This window comes from Thioalkalivibrio halophilus, assembly GCF_001995255.1.
Classification (GTDB): domain Bacteria; phylum Pseudomonadota; class Gammaproteobacteria; order Ectothiorhodospirales; family Ectothiorhodospiraceae; genus Thioalkalivibrio; species Thioalkalivibrio halophilus.
This window is the reverse complement of sequence record NZ_MUZR01000018.1, coordinates 1-16,081: the sequence shown is the minus strand read 5'-3', so window position 1 is coordinate 16,081 and position 16,081 is coordinate 1. Positions and strand designations below refer to the sequence as shown.

Here is a 16,081-nt window from a genome sequence, read left to right as displayed (position 1 = left end):
CTGCGAAATTCCACACCCGGCTTAACCGTGTCAGGCTCAAGTGAGCCGCTCACCTGGTCGGCCCTGCTCGGTTTGTGGTGTAATAAGACCGATATTCTCGCCAAACACCGGGGGCCCCGCCGGATGATCGTTTGCCACCGGCACCGCTTCATCTTCATCAAGACCCGCAAAACCGCCGGCAGCAGCATCGAGATCGCGCTCTCCCGCCTGTGCGGCCCCGGAGACATCGTCACGCGCCTGAGCTCGGAGCGGGGCGAAGAAAGACTCCGACAGGAAGAGGGCGGCTATGGCCCCACCGGTGACCGGAAGCCCGTTCGTGCACACCGCGGGTTCCGGGAGTGGCGCCGGCTGCTGACGCAGGGACAACGCGCACGCTGGAGGCAGCACACTACTGCACGAACTCTTCGCGCGCTGCTTCCTCGCCATGTATGGGACAGCTATCTCAAGGTCACGGTCGAGCGTAACCCATGGGACCGTGCCCTGTCGCGGTACTGGTGGATGAAGGGCCGACGCGAAGAACAGGGGCAGACGGATTTCCCCAGCGTGTCCGAGTACCTGGTCTGGATGGAGAAAAACAAGCCTCAGTGGATCTCCAACTGGGCACACTACGCCATCGACGATGACCTCCTCGTCGACCGGGTTCTTCTTTACGAACGGCTCGAGTCGGATCTGGCGGAACTCGCGCAAACGCTCCGGGTCGACGCGACGCAATTACAACTACCTGAACAAAAAGCCAAAGGCGGATTCCGGAAGGACACGCGCTCATACCGGGATGTACTCGGCCAATCAGACAGGACCCTGATCGAACGGGTCTGCGAACCCGAGATCCGAGCCTTCGGATATCAATTTTAAGCGCCGCGATGATCATGATGGAATCAACCGCTGAGCCCGGCACCGAGGGCAAACAAGGCCTCGGGCCACTCAGGCACTGGGCCATTGGCTCGGCATACGGCTTCGCCTTCTTCGGGTCCATCAGCATATCGCTGGGCCAGCTGTTCCAGGCAATCATGCTGGTGCTGGCCATCATTATCGTCATCCAGCACTGGGCGGCTCTGCGCAGTTCCCCGATGCTTTGGGTAACGGTGGGGTTCATCCTCTACGTCATAGGGCGGGGGGCAGCAGCGGCGCTTTTAGAACGCCCCGACATGGCTGCCGAACAATGGGAGGGAACCGGTGACTGGGTCCGAACCGGGCCACTCCCCATCCTGCTGGTGGGCCTGATGCTGGCAGCGAGCGGCAACTGGATCCGTCATTCGCTCGGGGTCGTGGTCACCTGGGCGCTGGGCTTCCTGCTGATGCTGGCCAGCGGCTTTTCCTTATCGGAGCTGCATGCCGCCATTTTCGAAGGACATCGCTACATGGAGGGTGTCAACCCCTGGATCGATGGCCTCAAACTCGCGACCCTGGTTCTAGCGGCTCTCGCCCTGGCACCCGCCCTGCTGGGGCAGACACGGGGGTGGGGACTGGTATGGCGCATCACCCTCTGGGTCTGCGCAACGACCGTGGCGTTGGTCGGCATCGTCGTATTTCAGGCCCGAACCATCTGGCTTGCGACTCTGATCGGTCTCGTATTCCTGGTGCCGGCCATGCTCTGGTTCGGCCGCCGGGAACTCTCGGCGAAACATTCTCGCACGGTCGGCGTCACCATTCTGCTCGGCCTAATGACGGCGGCAGGGGTACTCGCCGCATCATGGGACAATATTCAGGACCGGTGGGCCGCGGGCGACCAGGGTGAATTTCTCCGGGCTATGATCACCACGCCACCGAGCAACTGGATCGAAGAGCTGCCCTCGGACGGGCAGGCCATCCGGGCCGCTTATCTAGTGACAGGGTTCGGATATCTCATGGAACGCCCGATGATGGGATACGGGCCAGCTGATCCGCGATATCTCCGATTCGAGGACCCTGATCTTCCCGAGGTCCTTGAAGGCCGACAGGGGCATTTCCATAACGGCCACCTTGAGATAATGCTCCGGTTTGGAAGCATCGGATACGCATTCATCATCATGACAATCCTGCTCTCCATGAATGAAATACGGATTCAGCTGAGACGAAACAATGCAGCGCGCTTCCTCGCACTTGCGGCAGCTGCGTTCCTGATAACGTTCCTGGTCGCATCACTGGCCAGTGCAAATCTCAATCGTTTCCGGGTTGAACACCTGTATGGGATAATGTTCGGGGTAATGTGGGCCGCCGCATTCGCCCGAAAACTCGGATGGGACCCCATCCGCCCAGCTACCCGCCCCACTCAATCCAACGAACCGAGCTAACCGTGCGGATTGTCGTCTTTTCCTACAACCGGGGCCGTTACCTGCACAATTGCCTCGACTCGCTGTTTCGGCATGCACCCCAGTATCCCGTTACGGTGATGGATGACGGCAGCACCGACCCCGCAGTGGACACCGCGCTGGAAGCGTTCGGCGAGAGGATCCGTGTCATACGCAACGATCGCGCAAGCACCGCATATCTGGGCGGTCTCTACGCCAACATGCAGCAGGCCCTGGATGATCGCGACGGTGACGACCTGGCCCTGTTCATCCAGGACGACCAGCAGATCGTGCGGGATCTGGACGAACGGGACGAGCAACACTGGAAGCGCTTTTTCGCAGTCCATCCGGAAGCCGTGGAACTTGCCACCACATTCCTCAAGGCCAACCGGCGCCCCGGTTCGCTCAACTTCCACATCGACCCGGAAGTGCCAGTTTATTTCCGCGATGACTCAGTCAGCCGCCGCGCCCATTTTGCTGCCACCGGGCTGTTTCACACGGCTCGCCTGCGTGAAGCCGACTGGGGCTTCATGCCCACCGAAGGCGAAAACAACCAGCAGGCTCGCGAACTCGGCGTCAGAATGGGGTTTACACCGTATCCATTCATGATGTGGCTCCCCAATGCCGAGAGTTCAAAATTCCGGCGCAAGAGCCTCCTTCACCGCTTCGCCGAATGGTATCGGGAAGTCGGATTCTATCCGTACGAACCCATGACCCCGTCCGAAGTGAAGTGGCTTTACGAACGCGACCTGAGCAGATTGCCGCTTGCCCAGGAGGTGCTCCGGCCGACCGGCATGAAGGAAGACCAACAATGGCTCTTCGAAGATGCGACGAAATCCATTCGCTTCATTCATCGACGTCTGAAACACAAGAAAAAGAAGGAGGCCGCTCGCGCAAGGAACAAGGGCCGCAGCCATGAAGAGCGCTCCGGTGAATGAGCTCCTCATCCACGTCGGGATACCAGGGACTGAATCACATCCAACTGCGGACAAAACGCATGGACTGCCGATGGAGCTGCATAGGAAACAGAAATACCGGGAGCGGCTAACCGAATTCCCGATTCTGGATTTGTGGGCACGAGCAAACGAAACGGTTCATGGCGGCAATACAAAGTTGCCCCAATCGCTTGAGACCGATCTTTCCGAGACGGGCTATTGACATGCTGATCTCTCATGAATACAAGTTTATCTTCATCAAGACCGGAAAGGTCGGCGGGACATCGGTGGAAATGGCCCTTTCAAGGTTCATGGGCCCCGAAGACATCATCACTCCACTTACCTGGGGTGATGAGAAGGAACGCTACCAACGCGGCTATCCTACAGCACAGAACTTCGAACAGGCATTGCGCACCCTGACGCCCCGACAATGGCCACGCTGGCTTCGTTCATCTGTCGGCACTCGATCAGGCAACCCGGAAAAGGCCCTGCGAGCGACAACCCGCGCCCCCAAGCGCTACTGGGATCACATGCCCGCCAGGGCGATACGTGAGCGCGTGGGCGAAGAAATCTGGAACTCGTACTACAAATTTTCCATTGAAAGAAACCCTTGGGATAAAATGGTGTCTCGGTACTTCTGGGATCCCAAGAAGCGGAAGACGGGGCTTTCATTCCGGGACTTCATTCTGTCCGGGAACGGACTGAAGAGCAATTTCGACTGCTACACCGTCAACGGCATCCTTGGCGTAGATCGATTGATCCGCTATGACCGGCTGAACGAAGAGCTGGGCGACGTGTCCCGTGAGCTTGGACTACCGGAGGATGTAGGTGAAACTCTGCGGGGCCTTTCTGCCAAGGGGGGGTATCGCAAAGCCCGGGATGTGGTAAGCCTTTATGATGACGAGACGCGAAGGATTGTCGAGGTCTTCTTCGCAAGGGAGATCCAGTTGCTGGGTTTCGAGTTCGAGGAGTGCCCGTGACGAAAAGCAAGATTTTTGTGATCTCCCTGCACCGCACGATGACTCGCAGCACGGACATCCTTCTGTCCAGCCTGGGGTACACCACACTCCATTTCCCCAAATTCTTCAATGGCGAGAATCTGATGGAGGCAGTACGTGGGCTGGAGGATAACCCTGAACGGGTACTACAACGGCTGACCCCACTCATTGAGTCGCGTGACGCCTTCAGCGACGTCCCGTTTCCGGGCCTTTACCCGCAGCTCGCCGAGCGCTGGCCAGATAGTCGCTTCATACTTGTCCATCGCGACCCTGACCACTGGGAACGTAGCGCCCGCGGACATATGAAGGACCGGAAACTGTCACCCTACAACCGGATTCAGTACCGTCTCTACGTGGATGCAAACATCCAGCGATTGCCTGAGATTCCGAAGGGAAGGCTTGCAGAAATCCACGAACAACACACGCATCAGGTACGGGAGTATTTTGAGAAACATCTGGGCGAGGCAGATCGGCTCTGTACTGTGGACATCGCAGACGGCAACGCCGGGGAACAAATCTGCGCATTTCTGGGACACGATCCGATACCCCTCCCCCGGCTTTCGGGACGCCCGTCCCCCGAGGATATGAAGACAAGCCGCGAGTGGGTGGAGGCTTGCCCATACAAATCTGATGCCCGGTATTTCCTGGCTACCAACCTCCTGAATGTCGGAAGGGTTAGGGAAGCCCGGGAGCATCTGCGCTGCGCGATCCAGCACGAGCCGGACCAGCCGAAACCCTATGCCATGTTGTCCGAGATTCTTGAACGGGATAACGACCGCGAAGCCGAGGTGATGGCTCATCACGCTGTCCGGTGCGGGCTGATACGCCCGAGGCTCTGCTCCCGCGCAGCCCGTGGGCGAGCGCGAGCGGGCCACTGGAAAGAGGCTTTTTCGCTCTGGATGACCGGTCTCACCCATCGCGTGCGACGCCACTGAAACGTCGTGTGTCTCTCAAGAGAGCCTCGGTGACGAGTGCCAGCGGAACATGGACCCTCATCCTGCCATTCCCCGGCTGGAATACCAGTGATCCTCATGGACAATCCACGACAGGTCGACGAGCCCGCACTTGAACACTGGCGCTCCCATCCGCGGAGGCGACAGTGCCGTATCCTGTCCGACCCCGGAATGCTCCGGGAGTGCAATAACGACCTGTTCGACCCCGAGTCATTGCGGGCACGAGGTCAGTGGACCGGCAGCAGCAGCGGTCGGCGTGCGACCCACTTCCTGCGTCACGAGGGGCGCGACTGGGTCCTGCGCCATTACTGGCGGGGCGGACTGATGGCCCGGGTTGCCACGGATACCTACCTGTGGACCGGGCTGGAACGCAGCCGTCCTGTGCGCGAGTGGCGCCTGATGGCGCGACTGCACGAACTGGGGCTGCCGGTCCCGCGTCCGGGGGCCGCACGGGTCTGCCGCCACGGGCCGGTGTATCGTGGCGATCTGCTGAGCGAACGCATCCCGGACAGCCACCCGCTGGACGAATGGATCGGGGACGGAAAGGACACGCCCGAACTGTGGGATGCGGTCGGGCGCGTGATCGCCCGGTTCCACGCCCATGGCGCCTGGCATGCGGATCTCAACGCCCGCAACATCCTGATCCAGGGCAACGGGCAGGTCTGGCTGATCGACTGGGACCGGGGCCGGATCGGCTACTATCGGGGGCTTCAGGACAACCTGTCGCGTCTGCGGCGTTCGCTGGACAAATGGCCGGCGACCCGCGAACGCGGCGCCCTCGGATGGCCGCACCTGCTTCAGGCCTACAACGAGGAACGGAAACCGGCATGACAACCCCGCGGCTGGCCGTACTCGTTTCCTACACCGGGGATGGCGGCGTCGAAAAGATGATGAACCATCTGCTGCGCGGGTTCGTGGATGCCGGCGTGCAGGTGGATCTGCTACTGCTGAAGGCCCGTGGCGGCCATGTCGAAGATATCCCGGCAGAGGTCAATGTGATCCGGCTGGATGCGCGCACCTCCCTGCTGGCGCTGCCCGCGGTCACCCGCTACCTGCGTCGCCAGAGTCCCGACGCCTTGCTGGCGGCCAAGGATCGCGCCGGCCGCGTGGCCCTGCGAGCGCGCCGGCTGGCACGGGTCCCGACGCGGATCGTTCTGCGGATGGGGATGCACCTCAGCGGCTCGCTGGCCGACAAGACCGCCCTGCAGCGATGGCTGCGTTACCGCCCCGTCCGGCGACTGTACCCGCTGGCGGATGCCATCGTTGCCGTGGCGCAGCCGGTAGCCGACGACCTCGCCCGCATCGGGGGCATCCCGTCGAAACGTTTCCGCGTCATCGCCAACCCGGTGATCTCGCCATCCCTGATTGCCAGGGCTGAAGAAGCCGCGGAGCATCCATGGCTGGAAGCGGGCACACGGAGCGAAACACCGGTGATCCTGGCGGTGGGCCGACTGCGGCCGCAAAAGGATTTCGCTACCCTCCTGCGGGCCTTCGCGCTGCTGCATGCCCGGCGACCCTGCCGGCTCATCATCCTGGGGGAAGGACCGGAGCGGGACCGCCTGCAGGGCCTGACGCGCGAACTGGGCATCGCCGACCATGTGGATCTGGCGGGCTTCCGCTCCAATCCGTATCCGCTGATGCGCGCTGCCAGCCTGTTCGTGCTGTCATCCCGCTTCGAGGGATCGCCCAATGTCCTGGTCGAAGCCATGGCGCTCGGGACACCGGTGGTGGCCACCGACTGCCCGAGCGGTCCGCGCGACATCCTCGCCGGGGGCCGCCTCGGCCCGCTCGTCCCGATGGGCGATACCTCCGCGCTGGCCGAAGGGATGGCCCGCGGGCTGGAGGCACCCATCGAACCGGGGCTGCTGCAACAGGCCGTCGCCAACTACACCGTCGAAACGAGCGCCCGCGCCTATCTGGAGGCGCTGGGCATCGCGCCAACGACCAATCCGGAAACACACACCCCATGAAACCGCCCGTCCTCGTCGACCTGCCCACCCGGGAACTCCGGCGCTACCTCGCCAAGCGCGATCCGGCATCCAAGGCCCGGTTTTTCCTGGACGGGCTGTTCCTGCCCCGCCGCGTGCGTCGCGGGCAGTGGCACCGGCGGACCGAACCCTTCGACCTGCACCCGATCTACGCCCTGCTGGAACATCTACTGGACGAAGAACGCAGCCGCTCCGAACACATCGAGGCGCTGCATCGCTACTATCGGGCCCGTGGAAAAACCGAGGACCAGGCCGAAGAGAAGATCGCGCGCTCACTGGACAAGTACCTCGAGCGGTACCGTGGCCTCGCCCGCAACATGGCGGAGAACGGATACGTCGCCGGTCTGGGCAAGGACGAGATCGGCGTGGCCATCGGCCCGGAGGGCGAATTCATCAAGGTGGCGAACGGCAACCATCGGCTGGCGGTGGCCCGTCTGGCCGGGGTATCGCAGGTCGTCGGAGAGATCCAGTTCGTGCACCGCGACTGGCTGCGCCGCCAGTCCTCGCGGCGGGACGCCGACGAGGCCGTACTCCATGCCCTGCGCTCACTGAACGCGCGGCGCAACCCCGCGGACTCCTGAAGCGCCCGCGGTTACAATGCCGCGACCGTTCGCAGCCGAACCCCGATTTATGCTGATTTCCTATCGCAAGAATTTCCTGTTCGTGCACATCGCCAAGACGGGCGGGACCAGCATCCGGGCGGCGCTGCGGCCGTATCGCTGGGGCGGCTGGTACAGCATTCCGCTGTGGGCGGCCAGCCAGGTCAGTCAGCTGACCCGGCCGCGGCACAAGCTGGGGCTGAAGTTTCCGCGGCACGCGAAGGCGATCGCGGCGAAGGAGATGCTGCCGGAGCCGGTCTACCGCGAGCTGTTCAAGTGCGCGATCGTGCGCAATCCCTGGGATCTGCAGGTGAGCTCCTGGCACCACATCCAGCGGGAGAAGCCCCAAGTACTGGAGGGCACAAGCACCTTCGGCGATTTCCTGCGGCTGAAATTCGACCCCGAACGGCCGTACGACTACATGCTGGACACCTCGGCGGAGCTGCAGCACGAATACATCGTGGATCTGCAGGGGCGGGTGATCGTGGATTTCATCGGCCGCTACGAGAACCTGCACGAGGATTTCGCCACGATCTGTCAGCGCATCGGGATCCCGACGCCCGAGCTTCCGCATCTGCGCCGCGCCAGCGAACGCGACGACTACCGCAGCTACTACGACGACACCCTGGCGGAGATGGTGGCGCAGCATTACCGCCGCGACCTGGACCTGCTGGGCTACGAATTCGATGGCCCCAACGCCGCAAACGGGTGACCGCCCGGAAGTCGCCGGGCTCGGCCCCCTCGCGCTGGAGGACTGCCTCCACGAGTACCCGGGCAAGCGGCGGATCTTTCGCGCCCGGCTGGCGGACGGCCGTGTGGTGGTCGCCAAGTTCTATCTCGGGCGCATCGCGCAGTGGGCCGAATGGCGCCGTGGCGCCCGCGGGGCACGCCGACTGGAGGCGGCCGGCGTGCCGGCGCCGGCGCTGCACCACGCCGGCTACTGCCCGCAATACCGCGCGTGGCTGCTGGTGCTGGACCTGGTCGAGGCGGATACCCCCTGGCCACCGCCCGGCGGCGATCCCGGGCACGAGGCCCATGCCCGGCTGCTGACCACCCTGGCCGAACACCACCGCGCCGGCGTCGTGCAGAACGATCTCAACTGGCTGAACTTCATCCCCCGCGACGGAAAGCTGTACGCGATCGACGGGGACCGGGTACGCCAGCGTGGAGCCGCCCTCGGACGGCGAGCCGCCCTGCGCCACCTGCAGCGGCTGTACGCGTCCAAGACCCGCGTGCCCGAGGCGCGCATCCGCGAGGGCTTCCGGCGCTACCACGAGCTGCGCGGCTGGGACGCGAGCGAGGCCGAGCTGGAGCGTTTCCTGCGGGCACTGCGCCACGCCCGCGTCCGCCACGCCCGCCGGGTTGCGCACCGCGCGGCACGGGGCTGGAAACACTATCCGCGCTTTCGCAGCGACGACCTCGGGATCATCCACGACCGGCGCAGCATCACCCGTGAGCAGGCCGGCGAGATCGCCCGCCAGCTGTACGCGGCCGGCGAGCTACCCGAGACCCCGGCGAACAACGAGCTGCGGGCCCGACGCATCGACGCCCCCTGGCAGACCCTGCCTGCCCTGCTGCGCCCGGCCCTCACCCGCCGGGTCGCGCGTCGGGTCTGGAGCCATGCGCTCACCCTCCGGCGGCTGGGGTTGGCGGTGCCGCGGCCGGTGGCGGTGGTCGCTGCGGATTGCGGCATGATCTGGCTGGTCCAGGAGGCGATCCCGGACATGCACCCGCTGACGGACGGCGGCCCTCCGCCCGGTCCGGAAGCGGCCGAGACGCTGTGGGCGGGTCTGCGGGACTACGGGATCCGGTTCCGCGGGCGGGATCCGCGCATGCTGGGCAGCGACGGCCGGAACCTGTGGATCCTCGATCCGCTGCCGCTGGCCTTTGCCCGGCCGAGGGCGCGCGGCTTTCTGCGTGCCGCGCAGCACGACCGGGAGTGGCTGCTGCGGGTCGGCGAGGCGCGCTGACCGGCTGCGGACGCGGGTGCGTCAGTCCAGACCCCAGCGACGCTCCTTGGCGTCGTTGGCGACCCGTCCGGGCCAGGCGATCACGTTCTGGATGCGCTGCATGTACGGCGGGATCACCTGCTTCCAGGCATCGTCCGGCCAGATCACGCTCCCCTCGGTCTTGCGGAAGACATCCGCCGAGCCGATGTTGTGATGCGCCATCTCCGCCCAGGAGTCGAGCTGCGGGCGCTCGAACTCCAGCCCCAGACGCTCCATCAGCTTCGGCAGCTGGTCCTCGGGGTCGTAGGCCAGCTTCTCGTAGTTCACCACGATGTGCGGCTCGTTGCGCAGCAGGTGGTACAGCCGCAGCGAGCGATGGGAATAGGAGAAGGTGGGGAGGTAGTTCTGCTGCTTGCGCTTGCGCAGCGACTGCGCCCGCCCGCGCGGGTCGCGCAGCACGTGGATGGGCACCACTTCGATGTCCGGGGCGGCCATCAGCCGGCGCAGGCGCTGCACCGACTTGGAATTGTCGGTCACGAACGGGACCCCGCTGACCTCGGAGACCACCTCGAACAACGTGCGGTTGTGCTCGTTGAAACGGGCCGGGTCGCGCGCATGCACGTCCAGGGTCTCCAGGTTGCAGCCCAGGCGCTCCTCCAGCCGGGCGTTGACCGCCGACCAGAAGTCGCAGGCCCAGAAGCTGGGCGCGCCGCAGGGGCAGGGATGCTTGCGCGCGTAATGCGCCAGGCGCCGGACCCCGCCCAGCGCGCGCACCTGGCTGTGCGCGTCCAGCAGGATGTCCAGCAGGGTCGAACCGCTGCGGCCCATGCCCACGAGATAGAGTACTTTCATGTGTGGTTTTGCCCCGGAATTCGTCTCAGTAATGGCCCTGTCGGATACGCTCCATCACCGCGCTGGTCGAACAGCCGTCGACGAAATCCAGCACCTCGACCCGGCCGCCGGCCGCAGTGACGGCATCATAACCCGCGATGTCTTCCGGCCTGTAGTCGCCGCCCTTGACCAGCACGTCGGGCAGGATCTCGCCGATCAACTCCGCCGGGGTGTCCTCGGCGAACGGCACTACCCAGTCGACCGCGGCCAGCCCGGCGAGCACGGCCATGCGGCCCTCCAGCGGGGTTACCGGTCGTCCGGCGCCCTTCAGGCGCTGCACCGAGGCGTCATCGTTGACCGCCACCACCAACCGGTCGCCGCGAGCCCGGGCCTGCTCCAGATAGGCCACGTGCCCGGCATGCAGCAGGTCGAAGCAGCCGTTGGTCATCACGATGCGCTCGCCGGCGGCCCGCGCGCGCTCCAGCGCGGCCATCAGCCCGGCGCGGGACAGCACGCCGCGATCGGCGCCCCCCGGCTCGTGCCGCGCCGCGCGCAGTTCGTCCGGGGATACCGTCGCGGTGCCCAGCTTGCCGACCACGATCCCGGCGGCGAGGTTGGCCAGATGCATCGCATCCTCCAGCGTCTCGCCGGCCGCCACCGCGGCCGCGAGGGTCGCGATCACCGTGTCGCCGGCACCGGTCACGTCGAACACCTCGCGTGCCCTGGCCGGCTGATGCACCGGCGGCCGGTCGGGACGGAACAGGGTCATGCCCTCCGCCCCGCGCGTGACCAGCAACGCCTCGATACCATGCTCGCGGAGCAGACCGGTGGCCGCGCGCTCCAGCGCCGCCGTGTCCGGACAGGGACCGGCCACGGCCTCCAGTTCCGCGAGATTGGGCGTGACCAGACTGGCGCCGCGGTAGGCGGAGAAATCGGTGCCCTTGGGGTCCACCAGCACCGGGCGGCCGGCGGCCCGCGCCGCGCGGATCAGCGGCTGCGGGTCGCGCAGCGCCCCCTTGGCGTAGTCGGACAGCACCACCACCTGGCAGTCGCTCAGCAACGGTTCGAAATCCGCCAGCAGGTCACCGGCCGTGGCGCCGGGGAAACCGTCCTCGAAATCCAGCCGGATCAGCTGCTGATGACGACTGATGACCCGCAGCTTGGTGATGGTCGCGGCCCCCGACCGGCGCCGGAAGTGGCAGCGAACACCCGCCTCCTCCAGCAATGCGGACAGATCGGACGCGGCCGTGTCGTCCCCGGTCACCCCCACCAGGTCGGGACGACCGCCCAGCGCGGCCAGGTTCAGGGCGACGTTACCGGCCCCGCCCGGACGCTGCTCGATGTCGCGCACGTGCACCACGGGCACCGGCGCCTCCGGCGAGATGCGGTCGGTCGCGCCGTGCCAGTAGCGATCCAGCATCAGATCGCCGGCGACCAGCACGCGGGCCTGATCCAGGGGGGGCAGGGTCATGGTCGTACCTGCGCCCGGGTCCGGGATCGTGCCGGGCCCGGGCGGGGGGATCAGTCGGCGGCGTCTTCGAGGATGTAGATCGTGCCGCAATAGGGACACTGGTAGCGCCCGTCCTCGGTCTCGTCGATCGGGATGAACACCCGCGGATGGGAAGCCCACAGGGCCGTGCCGGGCGTCGGGCAGTGCAGCGGGAGATCCCGCTGGGTCACGCGTACCGTCGTCTCGGCATTGGCGGTCGTGTACTGGTCCTGATGGCTGGCGGTATCGGGATTCACCATGGTTCGGGTCTCGCTCCGGGTCGGGGTCGCGCCGTTCAGACGTAGGTCAGCCAGTCCTGATGCCGCGAGTCACGGCCGTGGACCACGTCGAAATAGCGCGACTGCAGCAGTTCGGTGATGGGGCCGCGGCTGCCGGTACCGATCGGCCGGTCGTCCACCTCGCGGATCGGGGTGACCTCGGCGGCGGTCCCGGTGAAGAAGGCCTCGTCGGCGATGTAAACCTCGTCGCGGGTGATGCGTTTCTCCACCACGCGGAAGCCCTCCTCGGCCGCCAGTTCGATCACGGTGCGGCGGGTAATGCCGTCCAGCGCCGAAGTCAGGTCCGGCGTGTAGATCACGCCGCCGCTGATGATGAAGATGTTCTCGCCGCTGCCCTCGGCCACGTAGCCCTCGGTGTCCAGCAGCATGGCCTCGTCATATCCGCACCGGGTGGCCTCCTGCAGGGCCATCATCGAGTTCATGTAATTGCCGTTGGCCTTGGCCTTGCACATGGTCACGTTCACGTGGTGCCGACTGAACGACGAGGTACGGATGCGGATGCCGTTCTCGATGCCGTCGTCGCCGAGGTAGCTGCCCCAGCTCCAGGCCGCCACCATCACGTGCACCTCGAGATTGTCGGCGCGCAGGCCCATGCCTTCGGAACCGAAGAAGGCCATCGGCCGAAGATAGGCGCTCTCGAGATTGTTCTCGGTGATCGCCGCCTGTTGTGCACGGTTCAGACGCTCGGCGGTGAACGGCAGGGTCATGCCGAGGATCTTGGCGGAGTTGAACAGGCGCCGCGTGTGATCCTCGAGACGAAAGATGGCCGGCCCGTGATCGGTGGGATAGGCCCGGACACCCTCGAACACCCCCATCCCGTAGTGCAGGGTGTGGGTCAGAACATGGGTCTTCGCATCCCGCCAGGGCACCATCTCGCCATCCAGCCAGATCACCCCGTCCCGGTCGGCCATCGACATCGCTTGCGTCCTCGGTTTCGTGTTGTTCCGTCGGGTCAGCCGCGGGAAGCAGCATCAACATCGGCATCGCCGAATACGCTCTCCCAGGCACGCGTCACCCGCGCGCGCACCGCCTCCAGCTCCGCATCCGGCTGTTCCACGCGGGCGTCGCGCCCGGCAAGGGTCAAACGGTGGATGCGGTTGCGCAGATCGCGGTAGGCATCGGCCAGTTCGCTGCTGAACCCGGCGTCGATCACGCCACTGGCGCCCAGGGCCTCCAGGGTGCGGATCTTGTCCGGGTATTCGCACACTGCCGGATACTCGTGCGCGGCAACCAGAACCCAGTATTGAACCATGAATTCGATATCGGTGATACCGCCACGGTCGCGCTTGAGGTGGAAGCCATCGCCCGGTTTCGACGCGTGCTCGGTCAACATGCGCTGGCGCATCTCCACCACCTCGCGGCGCAGGGCATCGGCATCGCGCGGACGGGTCAGAACCTCCCGGCGCAGGGCGGCGAAGTCCTCGCCGAGCAACCGATCTCCGGCCACGAAGCGCGCCCGCACCAGTGCCTGGTGTTCCCAGGTCCAGGCCGACTCGTCCTGGTAGCGACGGAACGCCTCCAGCCCGGAAACCAGCAAACCGGCCGTACCCGAGGGGCGCAGCCGCGTGTCTACTTCGTACAGCCGCCCGGAGGCGGTGAACGCCCCCAGCAGATGCACCACCCGCTGGGCGACCCGGGCAAAGAACTCGCTGTTGTCGATCACCTTCGGCCCGGCGGTGCGCGCACTGGCGCTGTCATCGCTGTCGTGCAGGAACACCACATCGAGATCCGAACCGTAGCCCAGCTCGAAGCCACCCAGCTTGCCGTAGCCGATGACCGCGAAACGCGCCGGACGGCAGGCGCTGGCATCCTCGCCGCACTGCGGCGCGCCGAAACGCTGCACCATGTGCTCCCAGGCCAGGTGCAGCACCTGTTCCAGCAGCACCTCCGCCAGCCAGGTCAGATGATCCGAGACCTTCATCAGCGGCAGGAACCCGGTAATGTCGGCCGCCGCCACGCGCAGGGTCTGCACCTGCTTGAACTGCCGCAGGCGGTCCAGCATCTGCTCGTGGTCCTGCCCCGGGAAGCGTGCCAGCTCGTCCTCCAGTTCCGCCTGCAGGCCCTCGCGGTCCGGCGGAGCGTACAGCGCGCGCGGATCCAGCAGTTCGTCCAGCAGCAGGGGATGATGGGTCAGCTGGTCGCTGATCCACGGACTCGCGCCCACCAGGCGCACCAGCTGGGACAGCGCCAGCGGGTTTTCCACCAACAGCGACAGATACACCGAGCGCCGCGCGATGGTGCGAATCAGCTGCAGCGCCCGCGGCAGGACATCGTCGGGCGCGTCCTGCTCGGCGATGGCCCCCAGCAGCAACGGCATCAGCCGGTCGAGACGCTGACGCCCGGTGGTGCTCATCGCCCGCACCCCGGGGCTTTCGCGCAGATCATTGATGCCGGCGAAGGCCGACCCGGGATCGTTGAAGCCGAGTCCGGCCAGCGCCTCACGGGCCTCGTCCTCGTTCAGCGTGCCCATCCACAGCCGCTGGATCTGCTGTTCGCGATCGGCCTCCGGCGAGTCCTCCATGCTTTCTTCGCCGGCCCGCTGCGGGGCAACGAAGACCTGATCGAAATGGGCATGGACCCGGTGCTGTTCGCGTACCAGCGCGGCCTCGAAACTGCCCTCGTCCTCGAACCCCATGGCCAGCGCCAGGCGCGCGCGGTCATCGCCCTCGCGCGGCAGACGGTGGGTCTGCTGGTCGTTGAGCATCTGCAGGCGGTTCTCCACCCGCCGCAGGAAACGATAACCGCGCTCCAGCTGTTCCACCACGTAATCGGGCAGCAGCTCGCGCTCCCCGAGCACCGCCAGCACGCCCAGCAGGTCGCGCCGCTGCAGGGCCTGATCGCGTCCCCCGCGGATCAACTGGAAGGCCTGGCCGATGAACTCGATCTCGCGGATCCCGCCCTCGCCGTGCTTGACGTCCTCGAACCGCCCCTTGCGCGCGGACTCGTCGTTGATCATCTGCTTGAGCTGGCGCAGGTTGGCCAGCGAGCCGTAATCCAGGTAACGGCGATAGATGAACGGGCGCAGCCGGCGCATCAGGCGCCCGCCGGCCTCGACGTCCCCGGCGATCACCCGCGCCTTGATCAGCGCGTAGCGTTCCCACTCCCGACCATGGGCCTGGTAGTAATCCTCCATCGCGTCGAAGTGCATCGCCAGGGGGCCGGTATCCCCGAACGGCCGCAGGCGCATGTCGACCCGGTAGCAGAAGCCGTCCGCGGTCACCTCGGACAGCACCGCGATCAGCGCCCGGCCGAGGCGCTGGAAATAGGTCGGGTTGTCCAGCGGCTTCGCGCCGTCGGTCTCACCGTTCTCCTCGAAGGCAAAGATCAGATCGATGTCCGAGGAGAAATTCAGCTCGCCGCCACCCAGCTTGCCCAGCCCCAGCACCACCAGCGACTGCGGCGATCCGTCCTCGGCGCTGCGCGGCTGGCCGTGGCGCTCGCGGTAACGCGTATCCAGCCACCCCAGCGCCGCACCGATCAGGCCATCCGCCAGGCGGCTGAGATCGTGCATGACTTCTTCCAGGTCCGCCGCGCCGGCCAGGTCGCGCCAGCCAATCCGCAGCAGCTCGCGATGGCGCGTCTCGCGCAGCGCCCGACGCAGGCCGTCCTCGTCCTCCGCCGCGTCCACCCGGGCCTGCAGGACTGCATGAAAGTCCGCGTCGTTACAGGCGGGCATGTGCCCCCCGTCGTCCAGCGCCTCGAGCAGATACGCGGGATGGCGCCGGACCGTCTGCGCCAGGTAATGGCTGAAGGCCGGCGCCATCCCGCGTATC

General features: G+C 65.7%; 15 protein-coding genes. 10 read left to right on the top strand and 5 right to left on the bottom strand.

Annotation, left to right across the window (positions count from 1 at the left end; translation table 11 throughout):
• The first annotated feature begins 123 nt into the window (after positions 1–123).
• The 10 genes from B1A74_RS06450 (at position 124) to B1A74_RS06405 (ending at position 9,710) form a co-directional block, all read left to right on the top strand.
• Entirely contained in the window at positions 124–852 is a 729-nt protein-coding gene (locus B1A74_RS06450) for a sulfotransferase family 2 domain-containing protein (RefSeq protein ID WP_077244125.1), read from the top strand.
• Positions 853–866: 14 nt separating this feature from the next.
• On the top strand, positions 867–2,270 hold the full coding sequence (locus tag B1A74_RS06445; RefSeq protein WP_244269184.1) for an O-antigen ligase family protein: 1,404 nt from the start codon (positions 867–869) through the stop codon (positions 2,268–2,270).
• 2 nt (positions 2,271–2,272) lie between these two features.
• A complete protein-coding gene (locus tag B1A74_RS06440; RefSeq protein WP_077244123.1) occupies positions 2,273–3,205 on the top strand; it encodes a glycosyltransferase family A protein in 933 nt (310 codons plus the stop codon).
• Between the two features lie 221 nt (positions 3,206–3,426).
• Entirely contained in the window at positions 3,427–4,182 is a 756-nt protein-coding gene (locus B1A74_RS14475) for a sulfotransferase family 2 domain-containing protein (protein ID WP_244269183.1), read from the top strand.
• Entirely contained in the window at positions 4,179–5,135 is a 957-nt protein-coding gene (locus B1A74_RS14145) for a sulfotransferase (RefSeq protein ID WP_143592236.1), read from the top strand. The genes B1A74_RS14475 and B1A74_RS14145 overlap by 4 nt, the downstream gene beginning before the upstream one ends.
• An 87-nt stretch (positions 5,136–5,222) precedes the next feature.
• Entirely contained in the window at positions 5,223–5,984 is a 762-nt protein-coding gene (locus tag B1A74_RS06425; RefSeq protein WP_279625490.1) for a 3-deoxy-D-manno-octulosonic acid kinase, read from the top strand.
• Positions 5,981–7,123 carry a glycosyltransferase gene (locus B1A74_RS06420; protein WP_077244120.1) on the top strand — a complete coding sequence of 381 codons (1,143 nt, stop codon included), beginning with the start codon at positions 5,981–5,983 and terminating at the stop codon, positions 7,121–7,123. Before B1A74_RS06425 ends, B1A74_RS06420 begins: the two co-directional genes overlap by 4 nt.
• Positions 7,120–7,722, top strand: a complete 603-nt coding sequence (locus B1A74_RS06415; RefSeq protein ID WP_018947469.1) for a hypothetical protein — start codon at positions 7,120–7,122, stop codon at positions 7,720–7,722. The genes B1A74_RS06420 and B1A74_RS06415 overlap by 4 nt, the downstream gene beginning before the upstream one ends.
• Before the next feature lie 49 nt (positions 7,723–7,771).
• Complete coding sequence (locus tag B1A74_RS06410) at positions 7,772–8,452, top strand: sulfotransferase family 2 domain-containing protein (protein WP_077244119.1); 681 nt, start codon at positions 7,772–7,774, stop codon at positions 8,450–8,452.
• Positions 8,427–9,710, top strand: a complete 1,284-nt coding sequence (locus B1A74_RS06405) for a hypothetical protein (protein WP_077244118.1) — start codon at positions 8,427–8,429, stop codon at positions 9,708–9,710. Before B1A74_RS06410 ends, B1A74_RS06405 begins: the two co-directional genes overlap by 26 nt.
• Positions 9,711–9,731: 21 nt before the next feature.
• Here B1A74_RS06405 and B1A74_RS06400 read toward each other — a convergent pair whose 3' ends face one another.
• From B1A74_RS06400 to glnE, 5 genes are all read right to left on the bottom strand, one after another.
• A complete protein-coding gene (locus B1A74_RS06400) occupies positions 9,732–10,541 on the bottom strand; it encodes a sulfotransferase family protein (RefSeq protein ID WP_018947472.1) in 810 nt (269 codons plus the stop codon).
• A 25-nt stretch (positions 10,542–10,566) separates the two neighbouring features.
• Positions 10,567–11,991 (bottom strand): bifunctional D-glycero-beta-D-manno-heptose-7-phosphate kinase/D-glycero-beta-D-manno-heptose 1-phosphate adenylyltransferase HldE, encoded by a 1,425-nt coding sequence (gene hldE, locus B1A74_RS06395; RefSeq protein ID WP_077244117.1) that lies wholly within the window; start codon positions 11,989–11,991, stop codon positions 10,567–10,569.
• A 50-nt stretch (positions 11,992–12,041) separates the two neighbouring features.
• Positions 12,042–12,269 (bottom strand): zinc-finger domain-containing protein, encoded by a 228-nt coding sequence (locus B1A74_RS06390; protein ID WP_018947474.1) that lies wholly within the window; start codon positions 12,267–12,269, stop codon positions 12,042–12,044.
• 35 nt (positions 12,270–12,304) lie between these two features.
• A complete protein-coding gene (locus B1A74_RS06385) occupies positions 12,305–13,225 on the bottom strand; it encodes a branched-chain amino acid transaminase (RefSeq protein WP_018947475.1) in 921 nt (306 codons plus the stop codon).
• Positions 13,226–13,260: 35 nt separating this feature from the next.
• A partial coding sequence (gene glnE / locus B1A74_RS06380) for a bifunctional [glutamate--ammonia ligase]-adenylyl-L-tyrosine phosphorylase/[glutamate--ammonia-ligase] adenylyltransferase (RefSeq protein WP_143592235.1) occupies positions 13,261–16,081 on the bottom strand: 2,821 nt, incomplete at its 5' end.

What these genes read in the sequence shown, in the direction of transcription:
- B1A74_RS06450 (WP_077244125.1), top strand. Translation starts at nt 124, where the DNA reads ATGATCGTTTGCCACCGGCACCGCTTCATCTTCATCAAGACCCGCAAA.
- B1A74_RS06445 (WP_244269184.1), top strand. Translation starts at nt 867, where the DNA reads ATGATGGAATCAACCGCTGAGCCCGGCACCGAGGGCAAACAAGGCCTC.
- B1A74_RS14475 (WP_244269183.1), top strand. Translation starts at nt 3,427, where the DNA reads ATGCTGATCTCTCATGAATACAAGTTTATCTTCATCAAGACCGGAAAG.
- B1A74_RS06420 (WP_077244120.1), top strand. Translation starts at nt 5,981, where the DNA reads ATGACAACCCCGCGGCTGGCCGTACTCGTTTCCTACACCGGGGATGGC.
- B1A74_RS06415 (WP_018947469.1), top strand. Translation starts at nt 7,120, where the DNA reads ATGAAACCGCCCGTCCTCGTCGACCTGCCCACCCGGGAACTCCGGCGC.
- B1A74_RS06410 (WP_077244119.1), top strand. Translation starts at nt 7,772, where the DNA reads ATGCTGATTTCCTATCGCAAGAATTTCCTGTTCGTGCACATCGCCAAG.
- B1A74_RS06405 (WP_077244118.1), top strand. Translation starts at nt 8,427, where the DNA reads ATGGCCCCAACGCCGCAAACGGGTGACCGCCCGGAAGTCGCCGGGCTC.
- B1A74_RS06400 (WP_018947472.1), bottom strand. Translation starts at nt 10,541, where the DNA reads ATGAAAGTACTCTATCTCGTGGGCATGGGCCGCAGCGGTTCGACCCTG.
- hldE (WP_077244117.1), bottom strand. Translation starts at nt 11,991, where the DNA reads ATGACCCTGCCCCCCCTGGATCAGGCCCGCGTGCTGGTCGCCGGCGAT.
- B1A74_RS06390 (WP_018947474.1), bottom strand. Translation starts at nt 12,269, where the DNA reads ATGGTGAATCCCGATACCGCCAGCCATCAGGACCAGTACACGACCGCC.
- B1A74_RS06385 (WP_018947475.1), bottom strand. Translation starts at nt 13,225, where the DNA reads ATGTCGATGGCCGACCGGGACGGGGTGATCTGGCTGGATGGCGAGATG.